At 47.3% G+C, this 26,319-nt stretch carries 23 protein-coding genes; 16 read left to right on the plus strand and 7 right to left on the minus strand.

The genetic code is table 11. The annotated features are described in order from the left end of the window. The first annotated feature begins 2 nt into the window (after nucleotides 1-2). Together V7R82_RS01220 and V7R82_RS01225 are read left to right on the plus strand one after the other, a co-directional pair. The gene (locus tag V7R82_RS01220; protein ID WP_338542952.1) at nucleotides 3-2,696 is read left to right on the plus strand and encodes an alpha-mannosidase; all 2,694 of its coding nucleotides are present in this window, start codon (nucleotides 3-5) and stop codon (nucleotides 2,694-2,696) included. Between the two features lie 5 nt (nucleotides 2,697-2,701). Then, nucleotides 2,702-4,561, plus strand: a complete 1,860-nt coding sequence (locus V7R82_RS01225) for a beta-N-acetylhexosaminidase (protein ID WP_338542953.1) — start codon at nucleotides 2,702-2,704, stop codon at nucleotides 4,559-4,561. 96 nt (nucleotides 4,562-4,657) lie between these two features. Here the strand turns inward: V7R82_RS01225 and V7R82_RS01230 are convergent, their stop codons facing one another. Together V7R82_RS01230 and trpS are read right to left on the minus strand one after the other, a co-directional pair. Then, entirely contained in the window at nucleotides 4,658-5,122 is a 465-nt protein-coding gene (locus V7R82_RS01230; RefSeq protein WP_023392324.1) for a Fur family transcriptional regulator, read from the minus strand. 69 nt (nucleotides 5,123-5,191) lie between these two features. Next, nucleotides 5,192-6,187, minus strand: a complete 996-nt coding sequence (gene trpS, locus V7R82_RS01235) for a tryptophan--tRNA ligase (protein ID WP_291454031.1) — start codon at nucleotides 6,185-6,187, stop codon at nucleotides 5,192-5,194. A gap of 305 nt (nucleotides 6,188-6,492) precedes the next feature. Here trpS and spxA point away from each other — a divergent pair, with 305 nt between their 5' ends. The 7 genes from spxA to V7R82_RS01270 all read left to right on the plus strand — a co-directional run bounded on the left by spxA (nucleotide 6,493) and on the right by V7R82_RS01270 (nucleotide 12,618). Then, the gene (spxA, locus tag V7R82_RS01240; protein ID WP_035364812.1) at nucleotides 6,493-6,891 is read left to right on the plus strand and encodes a transcriptional regulator SpxA; all 399 of its coding nucleotides are present in this window, start codon (nucleotides 6,493-6,495) and stop codon (nucleotides 6,889-6,891) included. A 126-nt stretch (nucleotides 6,892-7,017) separates the two neighbouring features. Next, nucleotides 7,018-7,731, plus strand: a complete 714-nt coding sequence (locus V7R82_RS01245) for an adaptor protein MecA (RefSeq protein ID WP_291432184.1) — start codon at nucleotides 7,018-7,020, stop codon at nucleotides 7,729-7,731. A gap of 138 nt (nucleotides 7,732-7,869) precedes the next feature. Further along, the gene (locus V7R82_RS01250) at nucleotides 7,870-9,363 is read left to right on the plus strand and encodes a helicase HerA-like domain-containing protein (protein ID WP_291432186.1); all 1,494 of its coding nucleotides are present in this window, start codon (nucleotides 7,870-7,872) and stop codon (nucleotides 9,361-9,363) included. Between the two features lie 44 nt (nucleotides 9,364-9,407). Continuing rightward, the gene (locus V7R82_RS01255) at nucleotides 9,408-10,331 is read left to right on the plus strand and encodes an aldo/keto reductase (protein ID WP_303766270.1); all 924 of its coding nucleotides are present in this window, start codon (nucleotides 9,408-9,410) and stop codon (nucleotides 10,329-10,331) included. A gap of 25 nt (nucleotides 10,332-10,356) precedes the next feature. Next, nucleotides 10,357-11,190: a Cof-type HAD-IIB family hydrolase gene (locus V7R82_RS01260; RefSeq protein ID WP_291432190.1), complete on the plus strand. Its 834-nt coding sequence runs from the start codon at nucleotides 10,357-10,359 to the stop codon at nucleotides 11,188-11,190. 16 nt (nucleotides 11,191-11,206) lie between these two features. Beyond that, entirely contained in the window at nucleotides 11,207-11,557 is a 351-nt protein-coding gene (locus tag V7R82_RS01265) for a hypothetical protein (RefSeq protein ID WP_023392317.1), read from the plus strand. Between the two features lie 626 nt (nucleotides 11,558-12,183). Next, nucleotides 12,184-12,618: a hypothetical protein gene (locus V7R82_RS01270; RefSeq protein ID WP_291432192.1), complete on the plus strand. Its 435-nt coding sequence runs from the start codon at nucleotides 12,184-12,186 to the stop codon at nucleotides 12,616-12,618. Nucleotides 12,619-12,980: 362 nt separating this feature from the next. Here the strand turns inward: V7R82_RS01270 and V7R82_RS01275 are convergent, their stop codons facing one another. Next, nucleotides 12,981-14,003, minus strand: coding sequence for a glycosyltransferase (locus tag V7R82_RS01275; protein ID WP_291432194.1), 1,023 nt, complete (start codon nucleotides 14,001-14,003; stop codon nucleotides 12,981-12,983). A 199-nt stretch (nucleotides 14,004-14,202) separates the two neighbouring features. Here V7R82_RS01275 and V7R82_RS01280 point away from each other — a divergent pair, with 199 nt between their 5' ends. The 7 genes from V7R82_RS01280 to msr(D) all read left to right on the plus strand — a co-directional run bounded on the left by V7R82_RS01280 (nucleotide 14,203) and on the right by msr(D) (nucleotide 24,409). Continuing rightward, complete coding sequence (locus tag V7R82_RS01280) at nucleotides 14,203-15,807, plus strand: ABC transporter substrate-binding protein/permease (RefSeq protein WP_338542962.1); 1,605 nt, start codon at nucleotides 14,203-14,205, stop codon at nucleotides 15,805-15,807. Beyond that, complete coding sequence (locus tag V7R82_RS01285) at nucleotides 15,807-16,544, plus strand: amino acid ABC transporter ATP-binding protein (RefSeq protein WP_314237377.1); 738 nt, start codon at nucleotides 15,807-15,809, stop codon at nucleotides 16,542-16,544. Before V7R82_RS01280 ends, V7R82_RS01285 begins: the two co-directional genes overlap by 1 nt. Nucleotides 16,545-16,974: 430 nt before the next feature. Continuing rightward, nucleotides 16,975-18,738 (plus strand): flavocytochrome c, encoded by a 1,764-nt coding sequence (locus tag V7R82_RS01290; protein ID WP_338542964.1) that lies wholly within the window; start codon nucleotides 16,975-16,977, stop codon nucleotides 18,736-18,738. A 426-nt stretch (nucleotides 18,739-19,164) separates the two neighbouring features. Next, nucleotides 19,165-20,538, plus strand: a complete 1,374-nt coding sequence (gene rlmD / locus V7R82_RS01295; RefSeq protein ID WP_338542965.1) for a 23S rRNA (uracil(1939)-C(5))-methyltransferase RlmD — start codon at nucleotides 19,165-19,167, stop codon at nucleotides 20,536-20,538. 514 nt (nucleotides 20,539-21,052) lie between these two features. Next, nucleotides 21,053-21,223, plus strand: a complete 171-nt coding sequence (locus tag V7R82_RS01300; protein WP_000873143.1) for a hypothetical protein — start codon at nucleotides 21,053-21,055, stop codon at nucleotides 21,221-21,223. Nucleotides 21,224-21,608: 385 nt separating this feature from the next. Beyond that, complete coding sequence (mef(A), locus tag V7R82_RS01305) at nucleotides 21,609-22,826, plus strand: macrolide efflux MFS transporter Mef(A) (RefSeq protein ID WP_000417519.1); 1,218 nt, start codon at nucleotides 21,609-21,611, stop codon at nucleotides 22,824-22,826. Nucleotides 22,827-22,945: 119 nt separating this feature from the next. Continuing rightward, entirely contained in the window at nucleotides 22,946-24,409 is a 1,464-nt protein-coding gene (gene msr(D), locus V7R82_RS01310; RefSeq protein ID WP_000420313.1) for an ABC-F type ribosomal protection protein Msr(D), read from the plus strand. Between the two features lie 117 nt (nucleotides 24,410-24,526). Here msr(D) and V7R82_RS01315 read toward each other — a convergent pair whose 3' ends face one another. From V7R82_RS01315 to V7R82_RS01330, 4 genes are read right to left on the minus strand one after another with little or no spacing between them, the layout of a single operon-like run. Next, entirely contained in the window at nucleotides 24,527-24,826 is a 300-nt protein-coding gene (locus V7R82_RS01315) for a DUF5960 family protein (protein ID WP_001072467.1), read from the minus strand. Next, nucleotides 24,813-25,181: a hypothetical protein gene (locus V7R82_RS01320; RefSeq protein WP_000567222.1), complete on the minus strand. Its 369-nt coding sequence runs from the start codon at nucleotides 25,179-25,181 to the stop codon at nucleotides 24,813-24,815. Before V7R82_RS01320 ends, V7R82_RS01315 begins: the two co-directional genes overlap by 14 nt. A 12-nt stretch (nucleotides 25,182-25,193) precedes the next feature. Further along, nucleotides 25,194-25,529, minus strand: a complete 336-nt coding sequence (locus tag V7R82_RS01325; RefSeq protein WP_000806926.1) for a hypothetical protein — start codon at nucleotides 25,527-25,529, stop codon at nucleotides 25,194-25,196. Then, nucleotides 25,526-25,771 carry a hypothetical protein gene (locus V7R82_RS01330; RefSeq protein ID WP_001813542.1) on the minus strand — a complete coding sequence of 82 codons (246 nt, stop codon included), beginning with the start codon at nucleotides 25,769-25,771 and terminating at the stop codon, nucleotides 25,526-25,528. The genes V7R82_RS01325 and V7R82_RS01330 overlap by 4 nt, the downstream gene beginning before the upstream one ends. Nucleotides 25,772-26,319: the final 548 nt, after the last annotated feature.

Below are 26,319 nucleotides of genomic sequence, written 5' to 3' on the forward strand. Positions count from 1 at the left end.
AAATGAGCAAGAAAACCGTTCATATCATTTCCCACTCCCACTGGGATCGGGAATGGTATCTTCCCTTTGAAGAACACCACCTACGTTTAGTCGACTTGATTGATCAAGTCCTAGACCTGTTCGACACAGATCCAGACTACCGTTACTTCCACCTGGATGGCCAGACCATCACCTTGGACGACTATCTACAAATTCGTCCTCATCAAGAAGCGCGCCTTAAGGCGGCCGTTCAGTCCGGTAAATTACGGATTGGGCCCTTTTATATCTTGCAGGATGCCTTCCTGATTAGTGGCGAGGCAACCGTGCGTAACGGTCTGATTGGTTATCAAGATCTCAAACGCTGGGGGGTTAAGGGCGAACAATTAGGTTACTATCCGGATACCTTCGGCCTGACCGGCCAAACTCCACAAATCACTCGTGGCATGGGCATGTCTGTGGCGGCCTTTGGTCGCGGGGTCAAACCAACGGGCTTTGACAACCAGACCTTTGAAGAAGGCAGCTTCAAGTCGGCCTTCTCAGAGCTGACCTGGAAGAGTCCAGATGGCTCGGATGTCATGGGGATTCTCTTCGCTAACTGGTATAGTAACGGCAATGAAATCCCTACTGATTCAGAGCAAGCCAAAGTCTTCTGGGACAAGAAATTAGCCGATGCTGAGCGCTATGCGGTCTCTGACCAGTTGCTCATGCTCAATGGCTGTGACCACCAACCTGCCCAGGAGGATTTGTCCCAAGCCATTGCCTTGGCCAACCAGCTCTACCCAGACTATGAATTCATCCACTCTAATTTTACCCTCTATCAAGAAGCCCTAGAAGCGAGTCTAGCAAGCAATCAACCACAATTAAGTGTGGTGGAAGGGGAACTACGTTCGCAAGCAACGGATGGTTGGTATACTTTGGCCAATACCGCTTCTTCCCGTCTCTACCTCAAGCAGTACTCAGCTCGTCTGTCTGACTATTTAGAGCAAGTCCTGGAGCCTTTGGCCACCTTAGCTAGCCGCTACGGTTTTGTCTACCCAAGCGATAAAATTGACTTTATCTGGAAGACCCTCTTACAGAACTACCCTCATGACAGCATTTGTGGCTGTAGTATCGACGAAGTTCACCGGGGCATGGTGTCACGTTTTGAAGCCGTCCAAGCGGCTAGCCAGACCCTAGTGCGGGGCCTTCTAGACTTCTTGGCTCAGCAGGTCAAGGCGCCAAATCGTTTGCCAGACCAGCCTTATGTCTTGCAGGTCTGGAACCCAAGCAATTGCCTCAAGGAAGGACGTCTAGTCAGCAAAGTCGTCTTAGACCGGGCCTTCTTCAGTCAATATCCGGTTAAAGAAGCCTACAAACGCATGGCAGAATTAGCCATTGAAGACTACCAATTAGTGGATGGCCAAGGCCAAGTCGTGCCTGCCACCATTGTGGACCTAGGGGCTAACTTCGACTATGACCTACCAGATGACCGCTTCCGCCGGGCTTACTTCGCTCGTGAATTAGAAGTGGAATGGCTAGCCACCGTGCCTGCCATGTCCTTGGCTGAGTACTATTTGGTGCCTAAGACAGAGGACCTGGAACTAGAAGGCGGGGCCCAAGACAAGGAGGTCATCGAGAATGACTACCTCAAAGTGGCCCTTGCAGCTAATGGCTCTGTCACTATCACCGATAAGGTGACCGGCCAGGTCTATGAAGACCAAGGGCTCTTAGAAGAAACGGGGGATGTGGGCAACGAGTATATTTTCCGCGAATCCTTAGGCCAACGCCTGACCCAAGCCGACGCTCTCATTAGCACCCGGGTCATCCATGATGGTTTGGCTGATCATCTGGTCCTAGGCTATCAACTTCAAGTGCCAATTTCGGCTGACTATGCCTTATTAGAGGCGCAAAAACAAGTCATCGATGTGGTCGAACGCCAAATTGGCCGGGCTGACGAGACAGTACCGGTTGAAATCTTCGTCACCTATAGCCTGACCCCTCAATCACGGGGCGTGGCCATCCGTCTAGAAGGTCACAATGAGGTCTTGGACCACCGGGTACGACTGGGCTTCAAGCTGCCTGAACGCACGGACCGCCACTTTGTCGACTCTGCCTATGAATGGCTCTGGCGCTCTAACCATGTGGCGCCTGAATGGCGTAATCCAAGTAACCCACAAGCCTTGCACCGCAATGTGGCCATTGGGGAGAGTCAAGGTTTGACCTTGAGCGTACAGGGGCTACCTGAATATGAAGTGACCGTCGACGACCAAGCGACTTATCTCTATCTGACTTGCTTGCGTTGCACCGGCGAATTAGGTGACTGGGGTTACTTCCCAACACCGGAAGCCCAATGTCTGGGCGATTACGAAGCCAGTGCCTACCTCCAATTCTGGCAAGGCCAAGATCAGTTAAGCCAAAGCTTTGCGACCGGGTCTTCCATCTTCATCCCACTCTTGGTTAAGCAAGCCAGCCTAGGTCAAGATTTGGCTGACTGGCAAGCCAGCCCAGTCAAGGTCAATGACCTGCCAAGAGGCATCGAAGTGACGGCCTTCAAGCAGGCCCACGATAGCCAAGATTGGATTCTCCGCCTAGTCAGCCATGCTTCAGAGACGCTCGACCTGGCACCTTATCTACCTAGCAAGTTGCAATCGGTCAACCTCTTAGAAGAGGACCTAGAGGCGACCTCTTCGCTGATTGCGCCTTATGAAATCAAGACCTATCGCCTTAAGAAAGGGTAAGTAGTATGACTAAGATTTGGATTGAAGATGCGGCCTTGCGCGACAAGGTTCAGCGTCTAGTAGCAGAATTAGACCTATCCCTAGCGCCTGATGGCCACCTGGTTGACTATCAAGCGGGCCCGGCGGGCAAGTTAGAAGTAGCCGACCAAGGAGAGGGCGTCCTCATTGTGGCACCTGACCTACCGCATTTCTTCCATGGCTTGGCCCTCTGGAATATGCGGCAACAAGCCGGCCAGACCAGCAGCTTTAGTCAGCCCATTAGCTTCAGTCGCAATGGCCTCATGCTGGATAACTCCCGCAATGCTGTTGCCAAGGTGGACTATGTTAAGTCCCTCTTAAGACGCTTGGCCGTCTTAGGCCACACTTGGTATATGCTCTATATGGAAGATGTCTATGAAATTCCGGAGCAACCTTATTTTGGGGCCTTCCGAGGCCGTTATAGCCAGGCCGATTTGCGTGAATTGGATGCTTACGCCCAGGACTTGGGTATTGAGTTGGTGCCTTGTGTGCAGACCTTGGCCCACCTCAACCAGTTCTTCCAATGGGAGCATATTAACAGTCAATATGCAGACTTGGCTGACGTCCTCCACGTAGGGCGGGAAGAGACCTATACCTTAATCGACCAAATGCTGGCCTCACTCTCTTCTTGTTTTACAACCAAGCGCATTCACTTAGGTATGGATGAAGCCTATGACCTAGGGCGGGGCCATTATCTGGATCAAGTGGGTTTGCGAGCCAAGACTGACATTATGCTGGACCACCTAGCCCGTATGAAGACCCTCTGTGACCGCTATGACCTAGAACCAATCATTTGGGATGACATGTTCTTCTCTTGGTATAACCAAGTGGAAGAAGGCGAGAAAATTGCCATTCCTGAGGGCATCAGCCTCATGTACTGGGATTACTACCAACATAGCACCCAAGCTTACTTGGATAAAATCGCCCAACGCCGTAGTTTAGGGGCTCAAGTCAGCTTTGCTGGTGGGGCCTGGCGTTGGACGGGTTACACACCGCACCACCGTAAGACCTTGGTGGCTAGCCTGGCCGGCCTAGAAGCGGCACGCCAAACCGGCATCCAGGAAGTCATGGCGACCGCCTGGGGCGATGACAGCTCCGAGTCACCATTTGAAGTGGCCGTCTTCGGCCTGGTCCTCTATTCTTACCTAGACAGCCATGCTGACTATGTAGAAGAGGAGTTTAGCCAATGGCTAAGCTTCTTCACCGGCTTATCCCTATCCGACTGGCTCAAGCAAGGGGAATTAGACTTGTTGCCAGAATGGGATCAATTAGCAGGTATTGATGTGACACCTTCTAAATACTTCTTCTATCAAGATTTGCTACTGCCGATGTTTATGCCACAAATTGAGTCCATGGATGTGGACTATGGGGCCCGTATGGCCAAGTTAGCCGTTGACTTCGATGCTATGGAGGGTGGCAACCCAGCTGTCAACCAGTTCTATAGCGACTATGCCCTCTGCTTGGCTAACAAATGGAACCTGCCTTACTTAATCTGGCAGGCCTATCATGCCCACGACCGTCAGACGCTAGCTGACCTCGTTCACGGTCGCTTGCCACAACTGATTGCGGACTATGACCGCGTCCTGCAAAGTCGTCGTCAAGTCTGGTTACAAGAAGCCAACCCATTTGGCTTGGAAATCTTAGAATACCGGATTGGTGGGCTGATGACCCGGACGCAAGCGGTCATTTCGCGCTTGAAGGACTATCTGTCAGGCCGTGTTGACAGTCTGCCAGAGTTGGAGGAAGCACGACTCAATCCGCTGCCAAACGACCAAAGTGGTTTCAAACCAGCGGTCAACTACAACCGCGCCCTACGGACCATGTCGCGGTCCCGTATGACCTGGTAACATCAGACAAAAAGGCAAGGGAATCACCCTTGCCTTTGGCTTTATGAATACAAAAATGACGAGGACTCAGTCCTCGTCATTTGATTTCGTCTGTGATTACCAGGCGCGGATGCGACCTTGGCAGTCTGGGCAGACACCGTAAACTTCGACTTTAGTCCGGTTGGTTGTATAGCCGGTTTGTTTATGGACGTCTTCGGTTGGATCTGGGAACTTAGTCATAGCGAAGTCCGCAATTTTCCCACAGCGTTCACAGATAATGTGCTGATGGTTGTAGCCATTTAGGCCCATGTAGTCATAACGACTGGTGACATCAGAGAATTTCATCTCATTGACATAACCTTCTTTGACTAGGAAAGACAGGTTATTATAGATGGTCGCAAGACTAAGGCTTGGCCAGTCAGGTAAGAGATCATGGTAGATTTCTTCCACGGTAGGGTGATTGTGTGTCTGAATCATATAGGACAGAATGGCGCGACGTTGTGGCGTCATCCGAATGTGCTTATTCTTAAGTTGGGCAACAACTTGTTCGAGTTCTTTAGCGACATCAGTTACATATTCCATTTTGGGTCACCTCCTTTTATTTATTGATAATTAAAACAATCTACTACATATAACATTATAGCACAAATTTTAGCGATAAGTCAAGCCAATTGCCTTCTCCATCCGCGCTAGGACCTTGTTAGCCTGTTGGTTGGCCTTCTTAGCTCCGTCAGCCAAGATGTCGTCTAGGGTGCTAGAAGTCAAGAGACGATGATATTCCGCTTGGATTGGCTCTAGGGTCGCGATAATACTGTCGGCAATGGCCTGCTTAAAGGTCCCATAGCCAGCCTCATGATATTCAGCCACCAGAGAGTCAATTGAACGGCCAGAAAAAGCAGAGAAAATATCCAGCAGGTTGCTGACAGCCGGTTGATTTTCACGGTCGTAATTGACTTGGCCAACCGAGTCGGTGACGGCACTCTTCATCTTCTTAAGGATGGTCTTAGGATCATCTAGGAGGGAGATGGTCGCCTTAGCATTGGTATCGGATTTACTCATCTTGCTGAATGGGTCCTGCAGACTCATGACCCGGCCACCGGATTTAGGGGTGATGATTTCAGGTTTGACTAGGAGCTCCTTGCCCTTGCCGTAGCGTTGGTTGAAGCGGTCCACATAGTTACGGGTTAACTCCAAATGCTGCTTCTGGTCTTCGCCCACTGGTACATAGGCTGCATCATAGAGAATAATGTCTGCAACCATTAAGGCAGGGTAGCAGAGCAAGCCGGCGTTGACACTTTCTTGCTTGGTGGATTTATCTTTATATTGGGTCATACGTTCCAATTCGCCCAAGCCGGTCGTACAGAGAATTATCCAAGCTGCTTGCGTGTGGGCTGGGACATCAGACTGAACGAAAATGGTTGCCTTCTTAGGGTCAATCCCTAGGGCCAGATAGAGGGCCGCCAACTCACGGGTTGTTTGGTGGAGCTTGGCTGGGTCTTGGGGCACGGTAATGGCGTGCTGGTTGACGATACAGTAGGTAGCGTCATAGTCGTCTTGCAATTCAACAAATTGGCGCATAGCTCCAACGTAGTTCCCGATGGTTGGAACCGAAGTGGGTTGAACGCCAGAAAAAATTTTTGCTTTCATCAAATCGAGCCTCATTCTCTCTTAGTTTCGCTACTATTATTATAACGCAGTTTCACTTAATTGACAAAAGCAATGTGGTGCCCTCCTGGCAAAAGAAGGCAGAGGAGAGATTGAACAAGGACTTTTAAAGAATTCCCTAAGAGTATATGAATTTTTTGTGAAGTTTTGTTTACAGCTATGAACTAATCTCGGTCTTAAGTATGATTTATTGTTAAATTTCAAAAAAAGTATAGTAATCAGGGGCTAGGGGTAGTATAATAGCAGAGTAGTAATCGTAGTGGTTATTGAAAAAAGGAGTGATTAGTTTGGTAACGTTATATACGACCCCAAGTTGTACTTCATGCCGTAAGGCCCGCGCCTGGTTGGAAGAACATCAAATTCCCTACACAGAACGTAATATCTTTTCGGAACCACTGTCTCTACAAGAAATTAAAGATATTTTACGTATGACAGAAGAAGGGACAGAAGATATCGTCTCAACCCGTTCCAAAGCATATTCAGACTTAAATATTGAAATTAGCGAAATATCCTTGAATGACTTTTATCGCATTGTGCAAGAGCAACCAGGTCTCTTGCGTCGTCCAATCATGATTGACGAGAAACGCCTGCAAATCGGCTTCAATGAAGATGAAATTCGTCGTTTCTTGCCACGCGAAGTGCGTGCCTTGGAATTGCGTAAGGTGCAAGCCTTAGTCAATGAGTAATGAATAGAGTCTAGGTGAGGCCGGAACCTTGTTTCTGCCTCGCCTTTCTTTTCCCTTAGGACAATACATTAGGATAGCGTCTTGGCCTAAAGTTTAGTATAATGAAGAAATAGAGGAGGTGTTACTATGGAAATGGAACGTATCAATGAGGATACAATCAAAGTCTTGATTATGCCGGAAGATCTGGAAGAACGAGGGATTAACTTCCTAGAACTGATTAGCAACCATGCCCGCATTGAGCAATTCTTCTACTCCATCCTGGAAGAGGTGGACGTGGAGAACCAATTCGCGGAATCTGATTCCGTCACTTTCCATGTCATCCCATCCGATCGAGGCCTCGAACTCTACATTAGCCGTAGCAGTGGTAATGGCCTAGAAGATTTGCTGGAAAACGAAGTCCTCAAACGTCTCTTGGACCGTCGTAAATCCGCCCTAAAAGATAAGCAACAAGCCCAGGATCAAGAAGATCTCAGCGTCAATGAGAAGCTAGAAGTCCTAGAAGGCTTGACCAAGGAGATTGAAGCCGAGATTGAACAGGCCCAGGATCAGGAAGAACCTGTAGGGCCCGAGATTGTCTGCTTCGATAGCTTGGATTATTTCCTCAAGTTGGCACGTCAACTACGGGACTTCCCAGTTGAAAATAGCCTCTATCGCTACAATGACGCCTACTATCTGGTCTTGAGCGATGTGATTGGTGATTATGAGCCAGACGGTCTCTACCAACAATTCCTCTTCATGTTGGAATTTGGGGAAGAAGCCACCGTCAAGGAAGCGATTCTGAAGGAACACGGGGAACTATTGCAAGCGGGAGATGCCTTGGAATTCTTCGCACAATTTTAAGATAGACTGCCGTCGACAGGATTTACCTGTGGACGGCTTTTTTGTGGTCGCTTACGGGCTATGGATATGTTAAAATAAGAGTAGAATGGCAACTGGACCAAAACTGTCCAGGCCTATCAAGAAAAAGGGGGAAAGAGCATGACTTCAGTCATCACCTTCGGGCAGGGGGCGCATCCAGCGCAACTTCGCCTTGATAAATTAAACCGTCACGGCATTATCGCCGGTGCGACAGGGACCGGTAAGACCGTGACCCTTAAGGTCTTGGCCGAATTGTTAAGCCAAGAAGGTATTCCAGTCGTCCTCTCTGATATCAAGGGGGACCTTATGTCCTTGGCTCAAGCCAACAATACCGATGTCAGCGAGCGCCTGGCTCAGACAGGTCGTGAGAACTATGAACCAAGTTCTTATCCTGTACAACTTTGGGATGTCAAAGGCGAGAACGGGACGCCTTTGCGTTTGACCGTCTCCGATATGGGGCCTGTCATGTTAACCCGTCTCTTGGGCCTCAATGAAACCCAAGAATCCATTCTCAACGTGGTCTTCGATGTGGCCGATAAGCAAGGTCTCTTGCTGATTGACCTCATGGACTTGCGGGCTATGCTTAACTATGTGGCCGCTCATGCTGGCGATTTAAGCCAACATTACGGTAACATTCCAGCACGTTCAGTTGGGGCGATTTTACGCTCTCTAGTTATTTTAGAGCAACAAGGGGCAGCCAAGTTCTTTGGTGAGCCAAGCTTGGAGATTGCCGACCTCATGCGCCAAGACAGCGATGGCCGTGGGATTGTCAACATCCTCAATGCGGAACAGCTCTTCAACCAACCAACCTTGTATGCGACTGTGCTCTTGGCCCTCTTGGCTGAGCTCTATGAGAACCTTCCGGAAGTCGGGGACTTGGATAAACCTAAGTTGGTCTTCTTCTTCGATGAAGCCCACGCCCTTTTCAAGGATGCGCCGGCTGTCTTATTAGAGAAGATTGAGCTTATTGTCCGCTTAGTACGGTCCAAAGGGGTCGGGGTTTATTTCATTACCCAAAACCCAACCGATATTCCAGACAAGGTAGCCAGCCAATTGGCTAACCGCATCCAGCATGGTTTGCGGGCCTTTACGCCTAAGGAACTCAAAACCGTTAAAACGGTAGCGGACACCTTCCGTCAAGAAGCCAACCAAGACCTAGCCAAGGTCATTCAAGAACTCAAGGTAGGGGAAGCCGTGGTGTCTACCCTGACGGAAGATGGGAGCCCTAGCCTGGCCGACCGGGTACTCATTTACCCACCGCAAAGTCTCTTAGGGACCATCGACCCAACCGTTAAGGCCAGCCTAATGAATAGCTCACCATTGGATGACAAGTATGGTGAAGCCATTGACCGTGAGAGTGCCCATGAAGTCATTCTCAAACAAACCCAAGAACAGGAAGCGGCCCTCCTAGCAGCCGCTCAGGCCGAAGAGGCAGCAGAAGTAGAAGAAGAGGAGGATGAAGACGTGGCAAAAACTAGCAAGAAATCAACTAGCACTGGTGGTCGCAAGACAGACAATCTCTTGGATCGTTTCATGAAGAACGTAGTCGGCCAAGTGGGTCGTGAAGTCGGCCGTGTGGTATCCCGCGGGATTACCGGTATGTTCAAGAAGTAAGACCTTGTCCCATTCCTAAGCCAGCCAATAAAGGAGTCGCTATCATGGAAACCTTATGTCTTGGTCGCCACTTAGCCGGAGCCAGTCGCATCGCCCTAGGTTGCATGCGCATGGCCTCCCATTCGCTACAAGAAGCCAGCCAGGTTCTGGAGACCGCCCGCCAGGTCGGCATTAATTTCTTCGATCATGCCGATATCTATGGCCGGGGCGAGTCGGAAGTCCGCTTTGCTCAAGCTGTCAAGGAACTAGGTATTCCGCGTGATCAGCTGCTAATCCAGTCCAAATGTGGGATTCGCCTGCCGGAAGGATATTTTGACTTTTCCAGCCAGCATATTTTGGATTCGGTAGACGGCATTCTCAAACGCCTCAAGACCGACTATCTGGATGTCTTGCTCCTACATCGGCCCGATGCCCTGATGGAGCCGGACCAGGTGGCAGCCGCCTTCGATCGCTTGCATGCAGCCGGTAAGGTGCGTTATTTCGGCGTCAGCAATCAGAATCCTTATCAAATAGAGCTACTTCAAGCCAGTCTAAGCCAGCCCCTCATTATTAATCAATTGCAGTTGGGGCCTGCCCACACGCCTATGATTGATGCTGGTCTCAATGTTAATATGCGAGAAGTCGCAGGCATTAACCGGGATGGGGGCATTCTGGATTATTGTCGCCTCAAGGGCATGACCATCCAACCATGGTCGCCCTTCCAGGTCGACTTGCATCAAGGCGTCTTCATGACCCATCCTGACTATCAGCTCTTGACAGAAACCTTAAGTCAGGGCGCTAAGCAACATGGTGTGGCCTTCGAAGCCATGGTCATTGCCTGGCTCTTGCGCCATCCGGCAGGCTTCCAACCGATTGTGGGGACCATGAGCCCAAAACGGATTGAAGCGCTGGCCCAGGCTGAACGTGTGCAAATGACTCGCCAAGAATGGTATGACATCTACAAGAGTGCAGGCAATCGCCTCCCTTAATCAAGTGTGAAGGAGACAAGAATCAATGAAATTAATCGCCATTGATATGGACGGTACCCTCTTAAGAGGGGACAAGTCCTTTGATTTGGATCGCTTCGAGCGGGCAGTTCATGCCCTTAAGGAAGCCGGAACCCGTGTCTGTATTGCTTCAGGCAATAGCTATCCTAAGTTACGTGGCTATTTTGATGACCAATTACGTCAGGAACTGCTCTTTGCCTCGACTAACGGTAACGCCATTATGGTAGAAGAGCAAGGCCTTCATTATAGCGCCTTGGACTATGACACGACCGAAGCCATTATTGACTTCCTCAATGAGTTCTCAGATTTCTTCTGTCTGGTCATGACCGACCGTGGCTCCTATGCCGTGACCCAAGATCAGGATGCCTTGGATCATTTCCGTCTCTACCATCCGCATATTGATCATTTGGTTAATTTCCGTGACCTCAATCCAGAAGAAGCCATTCTTCAACTATCGGTCATGAGTAAGCGTAGTGTAGCTGACAATAAGGTCATGACGCGGATTCTCAATGAACGTTTCCCAGAGGGGCATGCGGTGACCAGTGGTGGTCGCTGGATTGATGTCTTCAGTCCCCAAGGGGGCAAGGGCAAGGCCATCCGCTACCTGCAAGACTATTTGCAGACGGATGCCAGCCAGACCATGGCCTTCGGTGATAGCCTCAATGACCAGACCATGATGGAAGTGGTCGATTATAGCCTAGCCATGGGCAACGCCGATCCAGATTTATTGGCTATCTGCCGTTATCAAATTGGCGATAATGAATCGCAAGCAGTGATTGATATCCTGGAAGCCCTAGTGGCCGACCCAAGTGCGACCTTCCTGGCCCAATATCGTCGCTAAGTAAAGGAGCAAGACCGTGTCCAAAAAGCCAAGCAAAAGAAAGCAAAAAGCCCACAAGGAGCAAGCCCAAGATGACTTGGTGCAGGTTGACGCCTTTATGATTCCGGCGCCCTTTGCCGCCATGTATCAAGTCTTACGGGAAGCCGTGGCCGAGGATCTGTTGGCTCTATTGAGTCAGGAATTCGCCCGGGTGGCTCGGGTCTCGGACAATGAGGAAGAAGGGGAGGCAGTGGTCGCCTATGATGCGGCCGACGTCGAACAGCTACGGATTTACCTCAATCCTAGCAATATTTCTCAGGCCCAGAAGGCGCGGGACAAGCATCAACTGGATAAATTTGTGGACCATCTCCGCCAGACGGAGGGGTAATATAGAAAGGGTGGGAAAAGAATTTCCCACCCTTTTTATCTGTGTCCAGAGGCGTGTGAGCCCATACCCACTTGAACCAAAAGGCGGGCTTGAGGTGGGACCGGCTGCAGCCAGCCCATGGCTGTCTTCCGCCTTGCTACGCTATCGAAGGGCTAAGTCACTGTCGTTCCAAGCCCTTCAGATACGCGTCACATCCTGAACACCACAAGCCCGCTTTTGGCCGCGAGGCAAGGCTCCCACTGGACTACGAAAGGAGATAGAGACAAGGTTGAAGGTATCCAAAGGCGTGTGAGCCAAGCCCCACTCGAGCCAAAAGACGATGCTTGAGGTGGGACCGGCTACAGCCAGCCCATGGCTGTCTTCCGCCTTGCGTCGCTATCGAAGGGCTAAGTCACTGCGTTCCCAGCCCCTCTGATACGCGCCACATCCTGGACACCGCAAGCCCCACTTTTGGCCATGGGTCTGGGCTCCCACTGGGCTGTCAAAAAGCATAGAAAAAGTGGATGAAAACACTTTCTGGATGTATAATGAGTGTGTAGATAGGATTTGGATGACGATGTCTTCGAGAAGGGAGGGTTAGGGTAATGTCGTCATCAAGCATGCAAGATATAAAGGAGCAATGTAATATGAAACGTTTTGTTTTGACCCCACTCACTTTCTTGTTTCTACTGCTCTTTTGTCTTTCGACTTCAAACGTTCAAGCCAACCAATCAGTAGGTGATGACCTATGTTGCTGTCCTAAGAAGCCACATGAATCTTGGTGTGAAGAATATGCTGTAGAGTGGTACAAGGGAGCAGATCCAAATGATGTTCGGCCGATTGAAGAAGATTTGACAGCCTATATTCCTGATAAGAAGGATAAAAAACGAGACGCATTTCCAACCTCTATTGTGGTAGAAGAGATTCGATTCTTTAGTTCTCAGCCACCTCAAACCATTTACTATAATAAAAATCACTACTATGGTTATATCCCTTTGGTTAAAATATGGCAACTGGGCCCAATTTACTACGCTATATATAAGGGGACGGTTATTTTACAAGGTCCAGGAGCAAACAATTGAGTTAGAAAATGAGATTTCACCCTTTTATGCAAAGCACCCCATAAGTTGGACTTTTAATGTCTAACTTATGGGGTGCTTTTCAAGAGGCATACAACTTAGCTTTCTTCATTTTGCCCATAGTCCAGTGTGAGACTAGCCCCACGTCCAAAAGCGGGCTTGTGGTGCAAGAGGATGCCTCGCGTATCAGAAGGGCTTGGAACGTTAGTGACCTAGCCCTTCAATAGCGAGGCAAGGCGCAAGACAGCCGCAGGCTGGCTGCAGCCGATCCCACCACAAGCCCCGTCTTTTGGTCAGAGTGGGGCTGGCCTCACACGGTTTAGGGTATAGAAAAAAGGTGGGGAAACTCCCACCCTTTACTTATCTTATAATCCTTGTCGCTCCTGACTAGCACGGATAGCATGGCCGTAGATGCGGCCTAGTTCTTGGCCGATGACCGATAGGTCACGTTGGACCGCCACGGGATAGGCTGCCTGGGTCAAATCAGGTAGCTCTTGGGCTTGGTTAGCCCGAATCAGACGCTCGAAGTCATCGACATCCTTAGCCTTATAGACGTTGACCTGGTCGGTTAGCCAGTCATCGAAGACCGGAATGTCTCGAATGATGAATTTGGCATGGGCGGCACAGGCCTCGACGGCCGGAATACCCTCGGTTTCTTCCAAGGTAGGGAAGAGGTAGAGGTCGCTGCCCTGCATGGCCTGAATAATCTCCTGATTGTCGACATAACCGGCAAAGGTCAGGTTGGCTGGTGGATTAGAGACGGCAGCCCGAATAGCAGACGGCACCAGGTTCAAGTCCGTATAGCCAAACCAGATGAAGCGGATATGGGGCAGGCGCTTAGCCAACTCCACAAAATCTAGAATGCCCTTGCGCTCTAGGTAGAGGCCAATCCCAATGCAGACGAAGTCTTGCTCGGTCAGTCCGTAACGAGCCCGGAAGAGCTCCCGCGCCTGAGGCTGAGGGGCGAATTTCTCTAGCTCGATACCGTTAGACAGGACGAAGATTTCCCGCCCCATATTATAAGAATCGAGTAGACGCTTGGAGTAGGGCGTAGGTGTAATGAGGACATCGCCCTGCTGATAGCAAGTCATGAGCCAACGCTTGAAGATAGGCGCTAGCTGATTAGAGAAGCGGAAGGAATTACGGAAGTCCTCCATGGTCGAATGTGCATGGTAGACGACCGGAATGCCTTGCTTGCGACATTTGCGGGCAAAGAGCATGGATTGGGGGAAGTAGGTATTGATATGTAATAAATCGAAGGAGTCCTTGGGATCGGTGGTGTAGTCAATCCCGGCATGTTCCAAGGCCTTCATTTGATGTTTAATTGATTTACCAAGGCCAGATTTGGCGATCTTGTCGAGATGTTGACTGTAGAGTAGGACTTTCACCCCGAAACCTCCTTTAAAATGCGATTGCTTTCCTTAAGTGTATAGTAATAGAAGCTAGAGTGCAAGCTTGGCCGAGAGAATCCTAGGGACATTTGAAAAAAATAAACCATAAATAACGCTTTCATCTTAAAAATATCTTGCACTATGGTTCGGAAGGTGTATACTTATTATTATAATTCTATTAATAGGAGTGAGAAAAATGAAAAAATCGTTAAAATTCTTGGCATTAGCCTTCGTTGCATTCATGATGGTAGCGTGTGGCGCCAAGAAGCAAGACACTCAACCCCTATTGATCGGGATGGAAGCGGGCTATCCGCCTTATAACTGGACACAGTCCACCAACGCTAACGGTGCTGTACCTATTAAGGACTCCAAGGAATTCGCCAATGGTTACGACGTGCAAATCGCGCGTAAGATTGGGGAAAAATTAGGCCGCGAAGTCCAAGTGGTCAAGACGGAGTGGGATGGGCTCTTACCAGCTGTCCAATCGGACAAGATAGATATGATTATTGCCGGCATGTCGCCAACTGCGGAACGTGCTAAGGAGATTGACTTCTCCGAGTCTTACTATGACTCACGTTTCGTCATGGTGGTCCGCAAGGATTCACCATACGCGCAAGCGAAGACGCTAGACGACTTTGCGGGTGCTAAGGTGTCAGGTCAACAAGGGACCCTGCACTATGACTTGTTGAAACAACTCAAGGACGCTCAGGTTGAGCAGGCACAGGATTCTTTCCCTGTCTTGCGAGTGGCCTTAGAAGCGGGCAAGTTAGATGCCTACATCTCAGAATATCCAGAAGCTGTCTCTGCGGCAGCCGCTAACCCTCTATTCACCTACGTAGAACTTAATCCAAGCTTCCAAGTGGCGCCAGAAGATCGCAAGGTCTCTATCGGGGTCAAGAAGGGAAGCCCACTTATGAGCCAAATTAATGAGGCCATTGCGGAAATTACAGATCAGCAACGCAAGGACTTCATGGACCAGGCCATTAAGAACCAGCCAGCGGCTGACGGTCAAGAAACCAGCACTGAGGCAGCGGCCACAGAAGATTATAACTTCTTTGCTCGTACTTGGGAGATTGCCACTCAGAACTGGCGTCAATACTTGGCCGGGACCGGCATGACCCTCTGGGTATCCTTAACCGGTACCTTAATCGGTCTCCTGATTGGTTTGGCCGTCGGGATTATCCGGACCATTCCGAAGTCTAAGAGCCAAATCCATAATGGCGTCTTGAAAGTCGCTAACCTATTGCTCAATGCCTATATTGCCATCTTCCGTGGGACACCGATGATCGTTCAAGCTATGATCTTCTACTACGGGACCGACCTACTCTGGGGCTGGAAATTAACCCCTATGTCAGCAGCCTTCCTGGTTGTCTCCATTAACACCGGGGCCTACATTGCCGAAGTCGTTCGGGGTGGGATTTACGCCATCGACAAGGGCCAATTTGAAGCGGCTCGTGCTATTGGGATGAACCACTGGCAAACCATGAAAGAAGTGGTTATGCCACAAGTCTTCCGGACCATTCTGCCATCTGTCGGCAATGAATTTGTCATCAACGTTAAGGATACATCCGTCCTCAACGTGATCTCGGTCAGCGAATTGTACTTCACGACCAAGACCATTGCCGGCAATAACTTCCGTTACTTCGAGACCTTCTTCGTAACGGCGGTTATCTACTTCATCTTAACCTTTACCATTACATCACTCTTGCGCGCCATTGAAAAACGCATTGACGGGCGCCCAAGTGATCAACTGGCTGCCGGTAACCAACAACAAGTGGCAGTGCTCAAAGAGGAGGCCTAATCATGGCGATTGTAGAAATTCAACACTTAAGCAAAACCTTTGGCGACCGTACGGTCCTCAAGGACATTGATTTTTCCGTTGAAGCAGGGGAAGTCGTAACCATTATCGGCTCTTCAGGTTCAGGGAAATCCACCCTCTTGCGTTGTATTAACCTATTAGAAGAACCAAGCGGTGGGGAAATTATCTACCGGGGCGAGAATATCTTAGACGTTAAGCATGACGTCAACAAGTACCGGACCCATATCGGTATGGTCTTCCAATCCTTCAACCTCTTCAACAACATGGATGTCTTGGCTAACTGTACCGTCGGCCCTATCAAGGTCCTAGGTAAGGACAAGGCTGAGACCGAAGCCTTAGCTACTAAGTTCTTGGAGCAAGTCGGCATGGGGGATTATGTCCATGCTCGTCCTAGCCAATTATCTGGGGGCCAGAAGCAACGGGTAGCCATTGCTCGGGCCTTGACCATGCAGCCAGATGTCATTCTCTTCGATGAACCAACTTCTGCACTTGACCCTGAGATGGTCGGCGAAGTCTTGAAGGTTATGAAGGAATTGGCTCACACTGGTTTGACCATGATTATTGTCACCCACGAAATGGAGTTCGCCCGTGAGGTGTCTGACCGCGTGGTCTTCATGGACCAAGGGGTCATCGCCGAACAAGGCGCGCCGGAGCAACTCTTCGTCAACCCTAAAGAAGAACGGACCCAACAATTCTTGGAACGTTACTTACGCAGTTAATAAGTTGCAGGCGACTGGATTTCCAGTCGCCTGTTTTTGTGCATGGTTTTGCCTAGGGCGGGTGGGCTCCAACTTAGTCCTCAGTGCGGGACCGGCTCTAGCCATCCTGCGGATGGCTTCCGCCTTGCCGATCTATGGTCCCCTAGGTCGCTAAAGCTCCCAGGGGAACTCATACGCTCGGCATCCTTTTGGCACTGAGGGCTAAGCTTGGGCCCACCCGCCCCTGGCAAAGCTCGATTAATAATCTACTGAGATGAATATGCTATCGGATTTCGGTAAATCTTAACAGAAAGTTGAAGGCTGAAAAGCAAGCCTAGGCCATTTTAAGTAATATATTATCAAGACAGAAAGGCATAAAAGGAGTATAATGAAAGGGTAACCAAGATTCTGAGCCTAGTCTTGGTGGTAAAAATAGATAGGAGGATGGAATATGAAAAATTACTGGAAAAAGTTCTGGCTAGTCTTAGCCCTCTTAGTCCTAGTCATGGGTCCCTTGGCTAGCCTAGCTCAGGCGGCCGGCAGCCAAACGGTCAAGGGCCAAGGCCAGGGGAAACACGGGACTGTCGAGGTGGAAGTGACCTTCCAAGACGACCGGATTGCGGACATTAAGGTGCTCCAGTCCGATGAGAATGAAGTCCTAGCCACACCCGTCTACAAGCAACTTAAGGATAAGATTATTGGCAACAACAAGGCCGATGTCGATGTGGTGTCCGGCTCCACAGCCACTAGCCAAGGTTATCTGGAAGCCGTCCAAGATGCCGTTAAGAAATCAGGCCTGACCCTAGCAGAGGTAAGTTCTACTACTTCAACCCAAGAGCAGCTAGACAGCGAACAATCCTATGATGTGGTCGTTGTCGGAGCAGGGGGCGCAGGCTTTAGTGCGGCGATCGAAGCAGCCCAAGCAGGCAAATCCGTGGTGATTATCGAGAAGATGCCAGCTGTCGGTGGGAATACCCTCATTAGTGGGGGCGAAATGAATGCGCCAGGTAACTGGGTTCAGAAGAAACTAGGCATTGAAGGCGATAGCGTAGAAACCTACTACCAAGACACCATGAAGGGTGGCGACAATCTGGGTAATCCTGAGATGGTTCGCTATCTAGCAGAACATGCCCTAGAGTCAGCCGAATGGCTACGTGACGTGGTTGGCGTCAAATTCCTGGAAGACAAGCTCTTCCAATTTGGTGGACACTCCTACAAGCGGGCCCTGATTCCAGAAGGCCACACCGGCCAAGAATTGGTGACCAAGCTCAACGCCAAGGCAGAAGAACTAGGTGTTAAAATTCTGGTGAACACCAAGGCTACTGAACTCATCCAAGATGACAGCAAGCGTGTTGTCGGCGTCAAGGCAGACCATCAAGGCCAGGCTGTGACCTTCCATGCCAAGAATGGGGTCGTACTGACTACGGGGGGCTTTGGCTCTAACATTGACATGCGTAAGCAATACAATCCTGAGATGGACGAGCGCTACCTATCCACGGATACGGTCGGCTCTACCGGTGATGGGATTGTCATGGCTCAAGCCATTGGTGCAGCTGTCACCAATATGTCTTCCATCCAAACCTATCCGGTGTCTAACCCTGAGACCGGGGAAATCTCCCTCCTAGCCGATACCCGTTTCGATGGGGCGGTCCTCATTAACCAAGAGGGCCAACGATTTGTAGAAGAATTGGACCGGCGGGATGTGATTTCTAAGGCCATTCTGGCTCAACCAGGGGGCTATACTTATCAACTCTGGAACCAGAAGACGGACGATATCTCCCACTCTAAGGAGCACCACCAGGCTGAGTATCAAGAACTCAAGAAACAAGGCCTGCTAGTTGAAGCGGACACGCTGGAAGAAGTTGCGGCTCACTTCGACATCGATCCGGCTAAGCTCAAGGAAACGGTAGCCAAGGTTAACCAATATGCCAAGGACAAGAAAGACCCCGACTTCAACCACCGGGCTGGCTTGGCATCCTTGGAAGAAGGCCCTTATATCCTAGAAAAAGTTCGCCCAAGTGTCCACCACACCATGGGGGGCTTGGTGACCGATAAGGATACCCGGGTCCTAGATGAAGCTGGCAAGCCAATTGAAGGCCTCTATGCAGCCGGTGAATTGACCGGTATGATTCATGGGGCTAACCGTCTAGGCGGGAATGCCATCGCTGATATCATCACCTTCGGACGCGTTGCCGGCAAGATGGTAAGTAAATAAGACAAGTCGAGGCAGGGGCTAGACCCTGCCTCTTTTGTTGTATTAAGACCACCACCAGCACTTAATACAAGCATAGACTGGCCCCAGTCCCAACAAGCTAGGTAAAAGGTCAGCGCCAGTCCATGGATAGGCAGAACAATGGACTGGCTCGACGAAAATTGGTCAAAAACTGTTAGATAGCCTAGAGAAGGTATCGCCAGTCCATGGATAGGTAGAACAATGGACTGGCTCGACGAAAAATGGACAAAAACTGCTAGATAGCCTAGGGAAGGTGTCGCCAGTCCATGGATAGGCAGAACACAATGGACTGGCTCGACGAAAAAAGGTGGCATATGACTTCCTAAACTAGCCCGCAAGGAGTGGCCACGTCTTTGCCTAGCCTTTGATTCGTGGTATGATAGGAAGGAAAAGCAAAGGAGACTGAAGATGGACGCAAAACAAGTATTTAAGAAGAACCAAGTACACCAAGGGCAGGTAGTGGATCTAACTCACGAAGGACAGGGCGTCGTCAAAATTGACGGCTACGCCTTCTTTGTCGAGGGGGTGATTCCGGGTGAGCAGGTCGCCATTAAGGTACTCAAGGTCGGCAAGTCCTTCGGCTTTGCGCGCCTGGAAGAAATCCTAAAGTCCAGTCCGGATCGGGTGGAGATTACCGACCCTATCGGCCGTCAGATTGGCACCATGACCTTGCAACATATGGCTTATCCTGCCCAGCTCAAGGCTAAGCAGGCCCTAGTCAAGCAGGTCTTCAGTCGCCTAGGAAAATTCCCGGAAAGTTTGGAAGTCCGGCCGACTCATGGCATGGACCATCCTTGGCAATACCGCAATAAGGCCCAAATCCCGGTGCGGACCGTCAAAGGCCAACTAGAGACCGGCTTCTTCCGTAAGAATAGCCACCAGCTAGTGCCGGTGGAGAATTTCCATATTCAGGATCCAGCCATCGACCAAGCCATTCTTAAGACGCGAGATATCTTGCGCCAGCTGGGCTATACTGCCTACGACGAGGAGAGTCGCAAGGGCCAAATTCGCCATATCATCGTCAAGCGCGGCCACTATAGCGGCCAAGTCATGTTAATCCTGGTCGTCAACGGCAAGGGCCTGCCACGAGAAGAACAGTTAGTGGAAGCCCTGACCGATGCCATTCCTAACCTAGTCAGCCTGGTCCTCAACAGCCATACGCAGGCCAATAATGTCATTATGGGGCCGACCAATCGGCTCTTGTGGGGCCAGCCGGTCTATCAGGACCAGATGTTGGGGCTAGATTTCTCTATCTCCCCGCATTCCTTCTATCAGGTCAATACCCCTCAGGCCGAAGCCCTCTATCGTTATGCCATTGAGGCAGCCGATTTATCTGGCAGTGAGACCGTCCTGGATGCTTACTGCGGGATCGGCACCATCTCCCTGGCCCTAGCCCGTAAAGCCGGTCAGGTCTATGCCATGGAAATCGTACCAGAAGCCATCGACATGGCGCGGGCCAATGCCGAGGCCAATGGCCTGACCAATGTCACCTTCCAAGCCGGCAAGGCCGAAGAAGTACTACCAGCTTGGCAGGCAGAAGGCATTGCTTTTGATGTGGCGGTAGTCGATCCACCACGCAAGGGCCTAGACCCTGAATTCGTTAAGACTCTGATTGAACTGGCGCCAGACAAGATTGTCTATGTGTCCTGCAACCCAGCCACCTGTGCCCGGGACTGCCAGCTCTTGGCCCAGGCAGGCTATGAGCTTCAGTGGGTGCAGCCGGTTGATTTATTCCCGCAGACCGCGCATGTTGAGGCGGTAAGTTTGCTAGTCAAGGAGTAAAACGACGAAGATTAGCATTTACTTCCGCCCATGCGATAGCTGTCCGTGATTGACAAGTGCTAGCACGCAGACAGAACGGAGATAGCGAACCGCTGAGTGTGTCGCTCTGCTCGTAAAAGCTTAGAAACCTTTGAACGAAAGGGATAATGAAAGCCTTGATTGCAAGGCTTTTTGCTTTATGGTGGGTAAGTATCAGAGTGAGAAAATTTTTGGAATGAGTAGAAGTGATAGCTAGAAATTATCAGTTTCTATTTCCATTTACCCTGTGGGTACGTGTTTGTTTCCATTGACAAGGAGTTTGTGGGAATAGAAATGTACCCACCTTGTTTGAATCAAGTGAAGTGTAGTTGAAGGAAATCTGTTGAAAGCAATACTTCATTTTACCGAATAAGTAATAATTTAGGCAACTTCAAATCGATTAAAAAAAACTATTTTAAAGGTTAAGAGTAGACAAAAATTGTCCACTCTTTTTTGCAAACTCAATTTATCAATAAATGAAATGAGGGAATGTAAAATGAAATATTTTGAGGTTGAGTTAGAAAATCCTGATGAATTTTTAAAACTACAAACAGAAGATTTTGTGAAAGCTAATCGCTTGCTACTAAGGAAGATAATCCAGAGCGTTACAGTCTATGAAGAAAACTTCGTCATATCCTTTAAATCTGGCATCGAATTGGAAGTATGAGTCTCATTCCATAACTTTTATATTGAACATATCATCTTGTTGTGTTATACTATAAATTGATATAAACAAAGATGTAGGAGGAACCGAAACTATGACAGCCTCAATGCGTTTAAGATAAGCTGGCAATAAAAAAAGCAGAATCTATACCCGATGATAGGCTTTTTTGTTGTGCTTATTTATACGATATTGAGCATTCATTAGTTACGGTGAGGATATTGGTTATTTAACTATACCTTTATTTAACTATGTCTTTAATATGAATGTTTCCAAATTGTATGTATGCAGACCAAAAGCCACATTGTGGGGTTTGGCCTGCATTTTTTATTGCCTAGAATGCTATTCAAAATAGAAATTCAAGCAAAATAATATGCAGGAGATAATATAAATGGAAAAATACAACAATTGGAAACGAAAATTTTATGCAATATGGGCAGGGCAAGCAGTATCATTAATCACTAGTGCCATCCTGCAAATGGCGATTATTTTTTACCTTACAGAAAAAACAGGATCTGCGATGGTCTTGTCTATGGCTTCATTAGTAGGTTTTTTACCCTATGCGATTTTGGGACCTGCCATTGGTGTGCTAGTGGATCGTCATGATAGGAAGAAGATAATGATTGGTGCCGATTTAATTATCGCAGCAGCTGGTGCAGTGCTTGCTATTGTTGCATTCTGTATGGAGCTACCTGTCTGGATGATTATGATAGTATTGTTTATCCGTAGCATTGGAACAGCTTTTCATACCCCAGCACTCAATGCGGTTACACCACTTTTAGTACCAGAAGAACAGCTAACGAAATGCGCAGGCTATAGTCAGTCTTTGCAGTCTATAAGCTATATTGTTAGTCCGGCAGTTGCAGCACTCTTATACTCCGTTTGGGATTTAAATGCTATTATTGCCATCGACGTATTGGGTGCTGTGATTGCATCTATTACGGTAGCAATTGTACGTATACCTAAGCTGGGTAATCAAGTGCAAAGTTTAGAACCAAATTTCATAAGGGAGATGAAAGAAGGAGTTGTGGTTCTGAGACAAAACAAAGGATTGTTTGCCTTATTACTCTTAGGAACACTATATACTTTTGTTTATATGCCAATCAATGCACTATTTCCTTTAATAAGCATGGAACACTTTAATGGAACGCCTGTGCATATTTCTATTACGGAAATTTCCTTTGCATTTGGGATGCTAGCAGGAGGCTTATTATTAGGAAGATTAGGGGGCTTCGAAAAGCATGTATTACTAATAACAAGTTCATTTTTTATAATGGGGACCAGTTTAGCCGTTTCGGGAATACTTCCTCCAAATGGATTTGTAATATTCGTAGTTTGCTGTGCAATAATGGGGCTTTCGGTGCCATTTTATAGCGGTGTGCAAACAGCTCTTTTTCAGGAGAAAATTAAGCCTGAATATTTAGGACGTGTATTTTCTTTGATCGGAAGTATCATGTCACTTGCTATGCCAATTGGGTTAATTCTTTCTGGATTCTTTGCTGATAAAATCGGTGTAAATCATTGGTTTTTACTATCAGGTATTTTAATTATTGGCATTGCTATAGTTTGCCAAATGATAACTGAGGTTAGAAAATTAGATTTAAAATAAACAATATTGGAGGAATATTTATGTATCTTATTTTCATGTAACTCTTCCTGCTAAAATCGCAGGGTTTTCCCTGCATACAAGCAAATGAAAGCATGCGATTATAGACAGGAGGAAATGTTATGGAATTAATATTAAAAGCAAAAGACATTCGTGTGGAATTCAAAGGACGCGATGTTTTAGATATAAATGAATTAGAAGTATATGATTATGACCGTATTGGTTTAGTAGGAGCAAATGGTGCTGGAAAAAGCACTTTACTCAGGGTACTTTTAGGAGAATTAACTCCCCCAGGATGTAAAATGAATCGTCTGGGTGAACTTGCCTATATTCCCCAGTTGGACGAAGTAACTCTGCAGGAGGAAAAAGATTTTGCACTTGTAGGCAAGCTAGGTGTTGAGCAATTAAATATACAGACTATGAGCGGTGGTGAAGAAACAAGGCTTAAAATAGCACAGGCCTTATCGGCACAGGTTCATGGTATTTTAGCGGATGAACCTACGAGCCATTTAGACCGTGAAGGAATTGATTTTCTAATAGGACAGCTAAAATATTTTACAGGTGCACTGTTAGTTATTAGCCATGACCGCTATTTTCTTGATGAAATAGTAGATAAAATATGGGAACTGAAAGATGGCAAAATCACTGAGTATTGGGGAAACTATTCTGATTATCTTCGTCAGAAAGAGGAAGAACGTAAGAGCCAAGCTGCAGAATACGAACAATTTATTGCGGAACGTGCCCGATTGGAAAGGGCTGCGGAGGAAAAGCGAAAACAGGCTCGTAAAATAGAACAGAAGGCAAAAGGTTCTTCAAAGAAAAAAAGTACTGAAGACGGAGGGCGTTTAGCTCATCAAAAATCAATAGGAAGTAAGGAAAAAAAGATGTATAATGCTGCTAAAACCCTAGAGCACAGGATTGCGGCCTTAGGAAAAGTAGAAGCTCCGGAAGGCATTCGCAGAATTCGTTTCAGGCAAAGTAAAGCATTGGAGCTCCATAATCCATACCCTATAGTCGGTGCAGAAATTAATAAAGTATTTGGGGATAAGGCTCTGTTTGAAAATGCATCTTTTCAAATTCCGTTAGGAGCAAAAGTGGCGTTAACTGGTGGTAATGGAATCGGAAAAACAACTTTAATCCAAATGATCTTAAACCATGAAGAAGGAATTTCTATTTCGCCTAAGGCAAAAATAGGTTACTTTGCACAGAATGGTTACAAGTACAACAGTAATCAGAATGTTATGGAGTTTATGCAGAAGGATTGTGACTACAATATATCAGAAATTCGTTCAGTGCTAGCATCTATGGGGTTCAAACAGAACGATATTGGAAAAAGTTTATCTGTTTTAAGCGGTGGAGAAATTATAAAATTGTTGCTTGCTAAAATGCTCATGGGTAGATATAACATCCTAATAATGGATGAACCCAGTAACTTCCTTGACATACCAAGTTTAGAGGCTTTGGAAATACTAATGAAGGAGTACACCGGAACTATCGTGTTTATCACCCACGATAAACGATTACTCGAAAATGTAGCAGATGTAGTTTATGAAATTAGAGATAAGAAAATAAATCTGAAACATTAAATTTAAGGTAGTCGCTGGTCAGTATAGTCTGTTCTGGTTGGCGACTCCATTGTTAAAGAGTATAAAGACTTTAGATTTTATGAATATTAAAAATAGGAACAGTCAATTGAACTGCTCCTATTTTTCTGCTAAATATATTGTAGTTTTCTTATATGTATAATGATAGATTAGCGGATTCTCATCTACGGTACTTACTTCAAATATGAAGAAGTGATCGCGGTTATCTCTGGACTTTTCCTTATTGAGGACAAAGTAATTCTTACGTGAAGTCGCCATTGTTTTTAGGATATCATCAGTTAGGAAGGTCAATGGAATATTCATGTTAGAGTAGCGGTAGAAGTCACGTTCAAAATCTTGGTAGCTCTCGCTATAATAGTCCATTTGTAGGTGATTACGCTGAAACTCAAGCTGATTCATAGAGCACCTCCTCGACAAGTTCAATACTAATAATGTCTTTTAATTTCAAATTGATGTGACCTGTTGTAGTTTTTATCAAAATGAAATCTTTGGTCAGACTTGGTATTGTTCCAGTGTAGGAAACACGCTTGTTTTTTTCAATCACTTGAATGCGTGTGCGTAGCTGCCCGGCGTATACTTGACTGAGGAGTAATAATTTCTTCTCTAGTGATAAGTCAGACATGTACGTTACTTTGTTTGTATCATCAGAGAGTGCTGATGCATGTTCAGATAGGAAAAAGCCCATCCATTTTTGCATCTTTGTATCCTGGTACTCTCTTGCTGATTGAAATGGTAAATATGAACGGTCAATCATATCAAATCCTTTCTATGCAGAGGCAAGGGTATTTTTATCAAATTGAATCGTAAAACCTTGAATTCCCCCACCTGTGTAACATTCTTTAAAGCGATTGATTACCTCAGTATAGATTATCACAGATGAGCTTGTTGGCTTAATGCTAAATGTAAATTCCAATGGTAATCGGTTTTCAGATTTAGCATGTACTAGTCGTATCGATATTTCAGTTGTTTTGAGTTTTCTCTGACGAAGTTTTGAAGTTGCTGTTTCAACGATTCCATGTAAAAATCTTTCAAGCATTTCAATATCATTACATCCTTTGCTACGGATTTCTGAAAATTGTACTGTATTTTTTTCTTGTTTCATTTTAATCCCTCCAATCCACCCGCGGAATGACCACCGATAAGTTTACTGCGTTCAATATTTCTGGAACCTTCAGTTAGGACGGTTCCTTTTTGTATGGCTAAAAAACCAAACTGTTCTCTGACAACATCAATAGCTGTCTGAAGTCTATTATCTTTTTCAATTTGTTCTACATCATCAAAGAGTGATAGTAGAGTATAGCTTTCATCTACGAAGCCACTATAAGATACACCAATTTGTCTCACTGCACCAGAGGTGTATTTTTTCGGAATAATACAAGTACATGACTCACCATTGTTTTTGGGAGATTTGCGGGTTCAATTTTATTCTGAGCATTTATAGATTTTTTCATCTCAGTCCTAGAATAGCCAATATGAATAGAAACGACAGTAGTCAATACTAGGGCTACTGTTCCGTTCCACAGTATCATTTAAAAATCATTTTCACACCCTTTCGTCTATTAGTATAGAAGAAAGCTCTCAGCACATGTGGAGACGGTATGTTTGATGTCTAGGGAAGAAAATAAATAGCGAAAAGTAGCGAATTTATGGGCTTTTTTGAGATTAGGCAATAGCTCATAAAAGTCCGTAATTCTTATATTGAAACATATCTACTGTAAAAACAGTCAGAGGGTATAGGCTGTGGATTGGATGTCGTGGGTTGCAGCACTAGGATAGATGTTATCTAGGGTGCAAACTCAATTTGAGTGAGTGATTTAGATGTTGTATAATCCGGCAACTCGACTGTTAGCAATATGGCAAGCAGTGGATTAGATGTTATGGAAGGATGAGTT

This window comes from Abiotrophia defectiva ATCC 49176, assembly GCF_037041345.1.
Classification (GTDB): Bacteria; Bacillota; Bacilli; order Lactobacillales; family Aerococcaceae; genus Abiotrophia.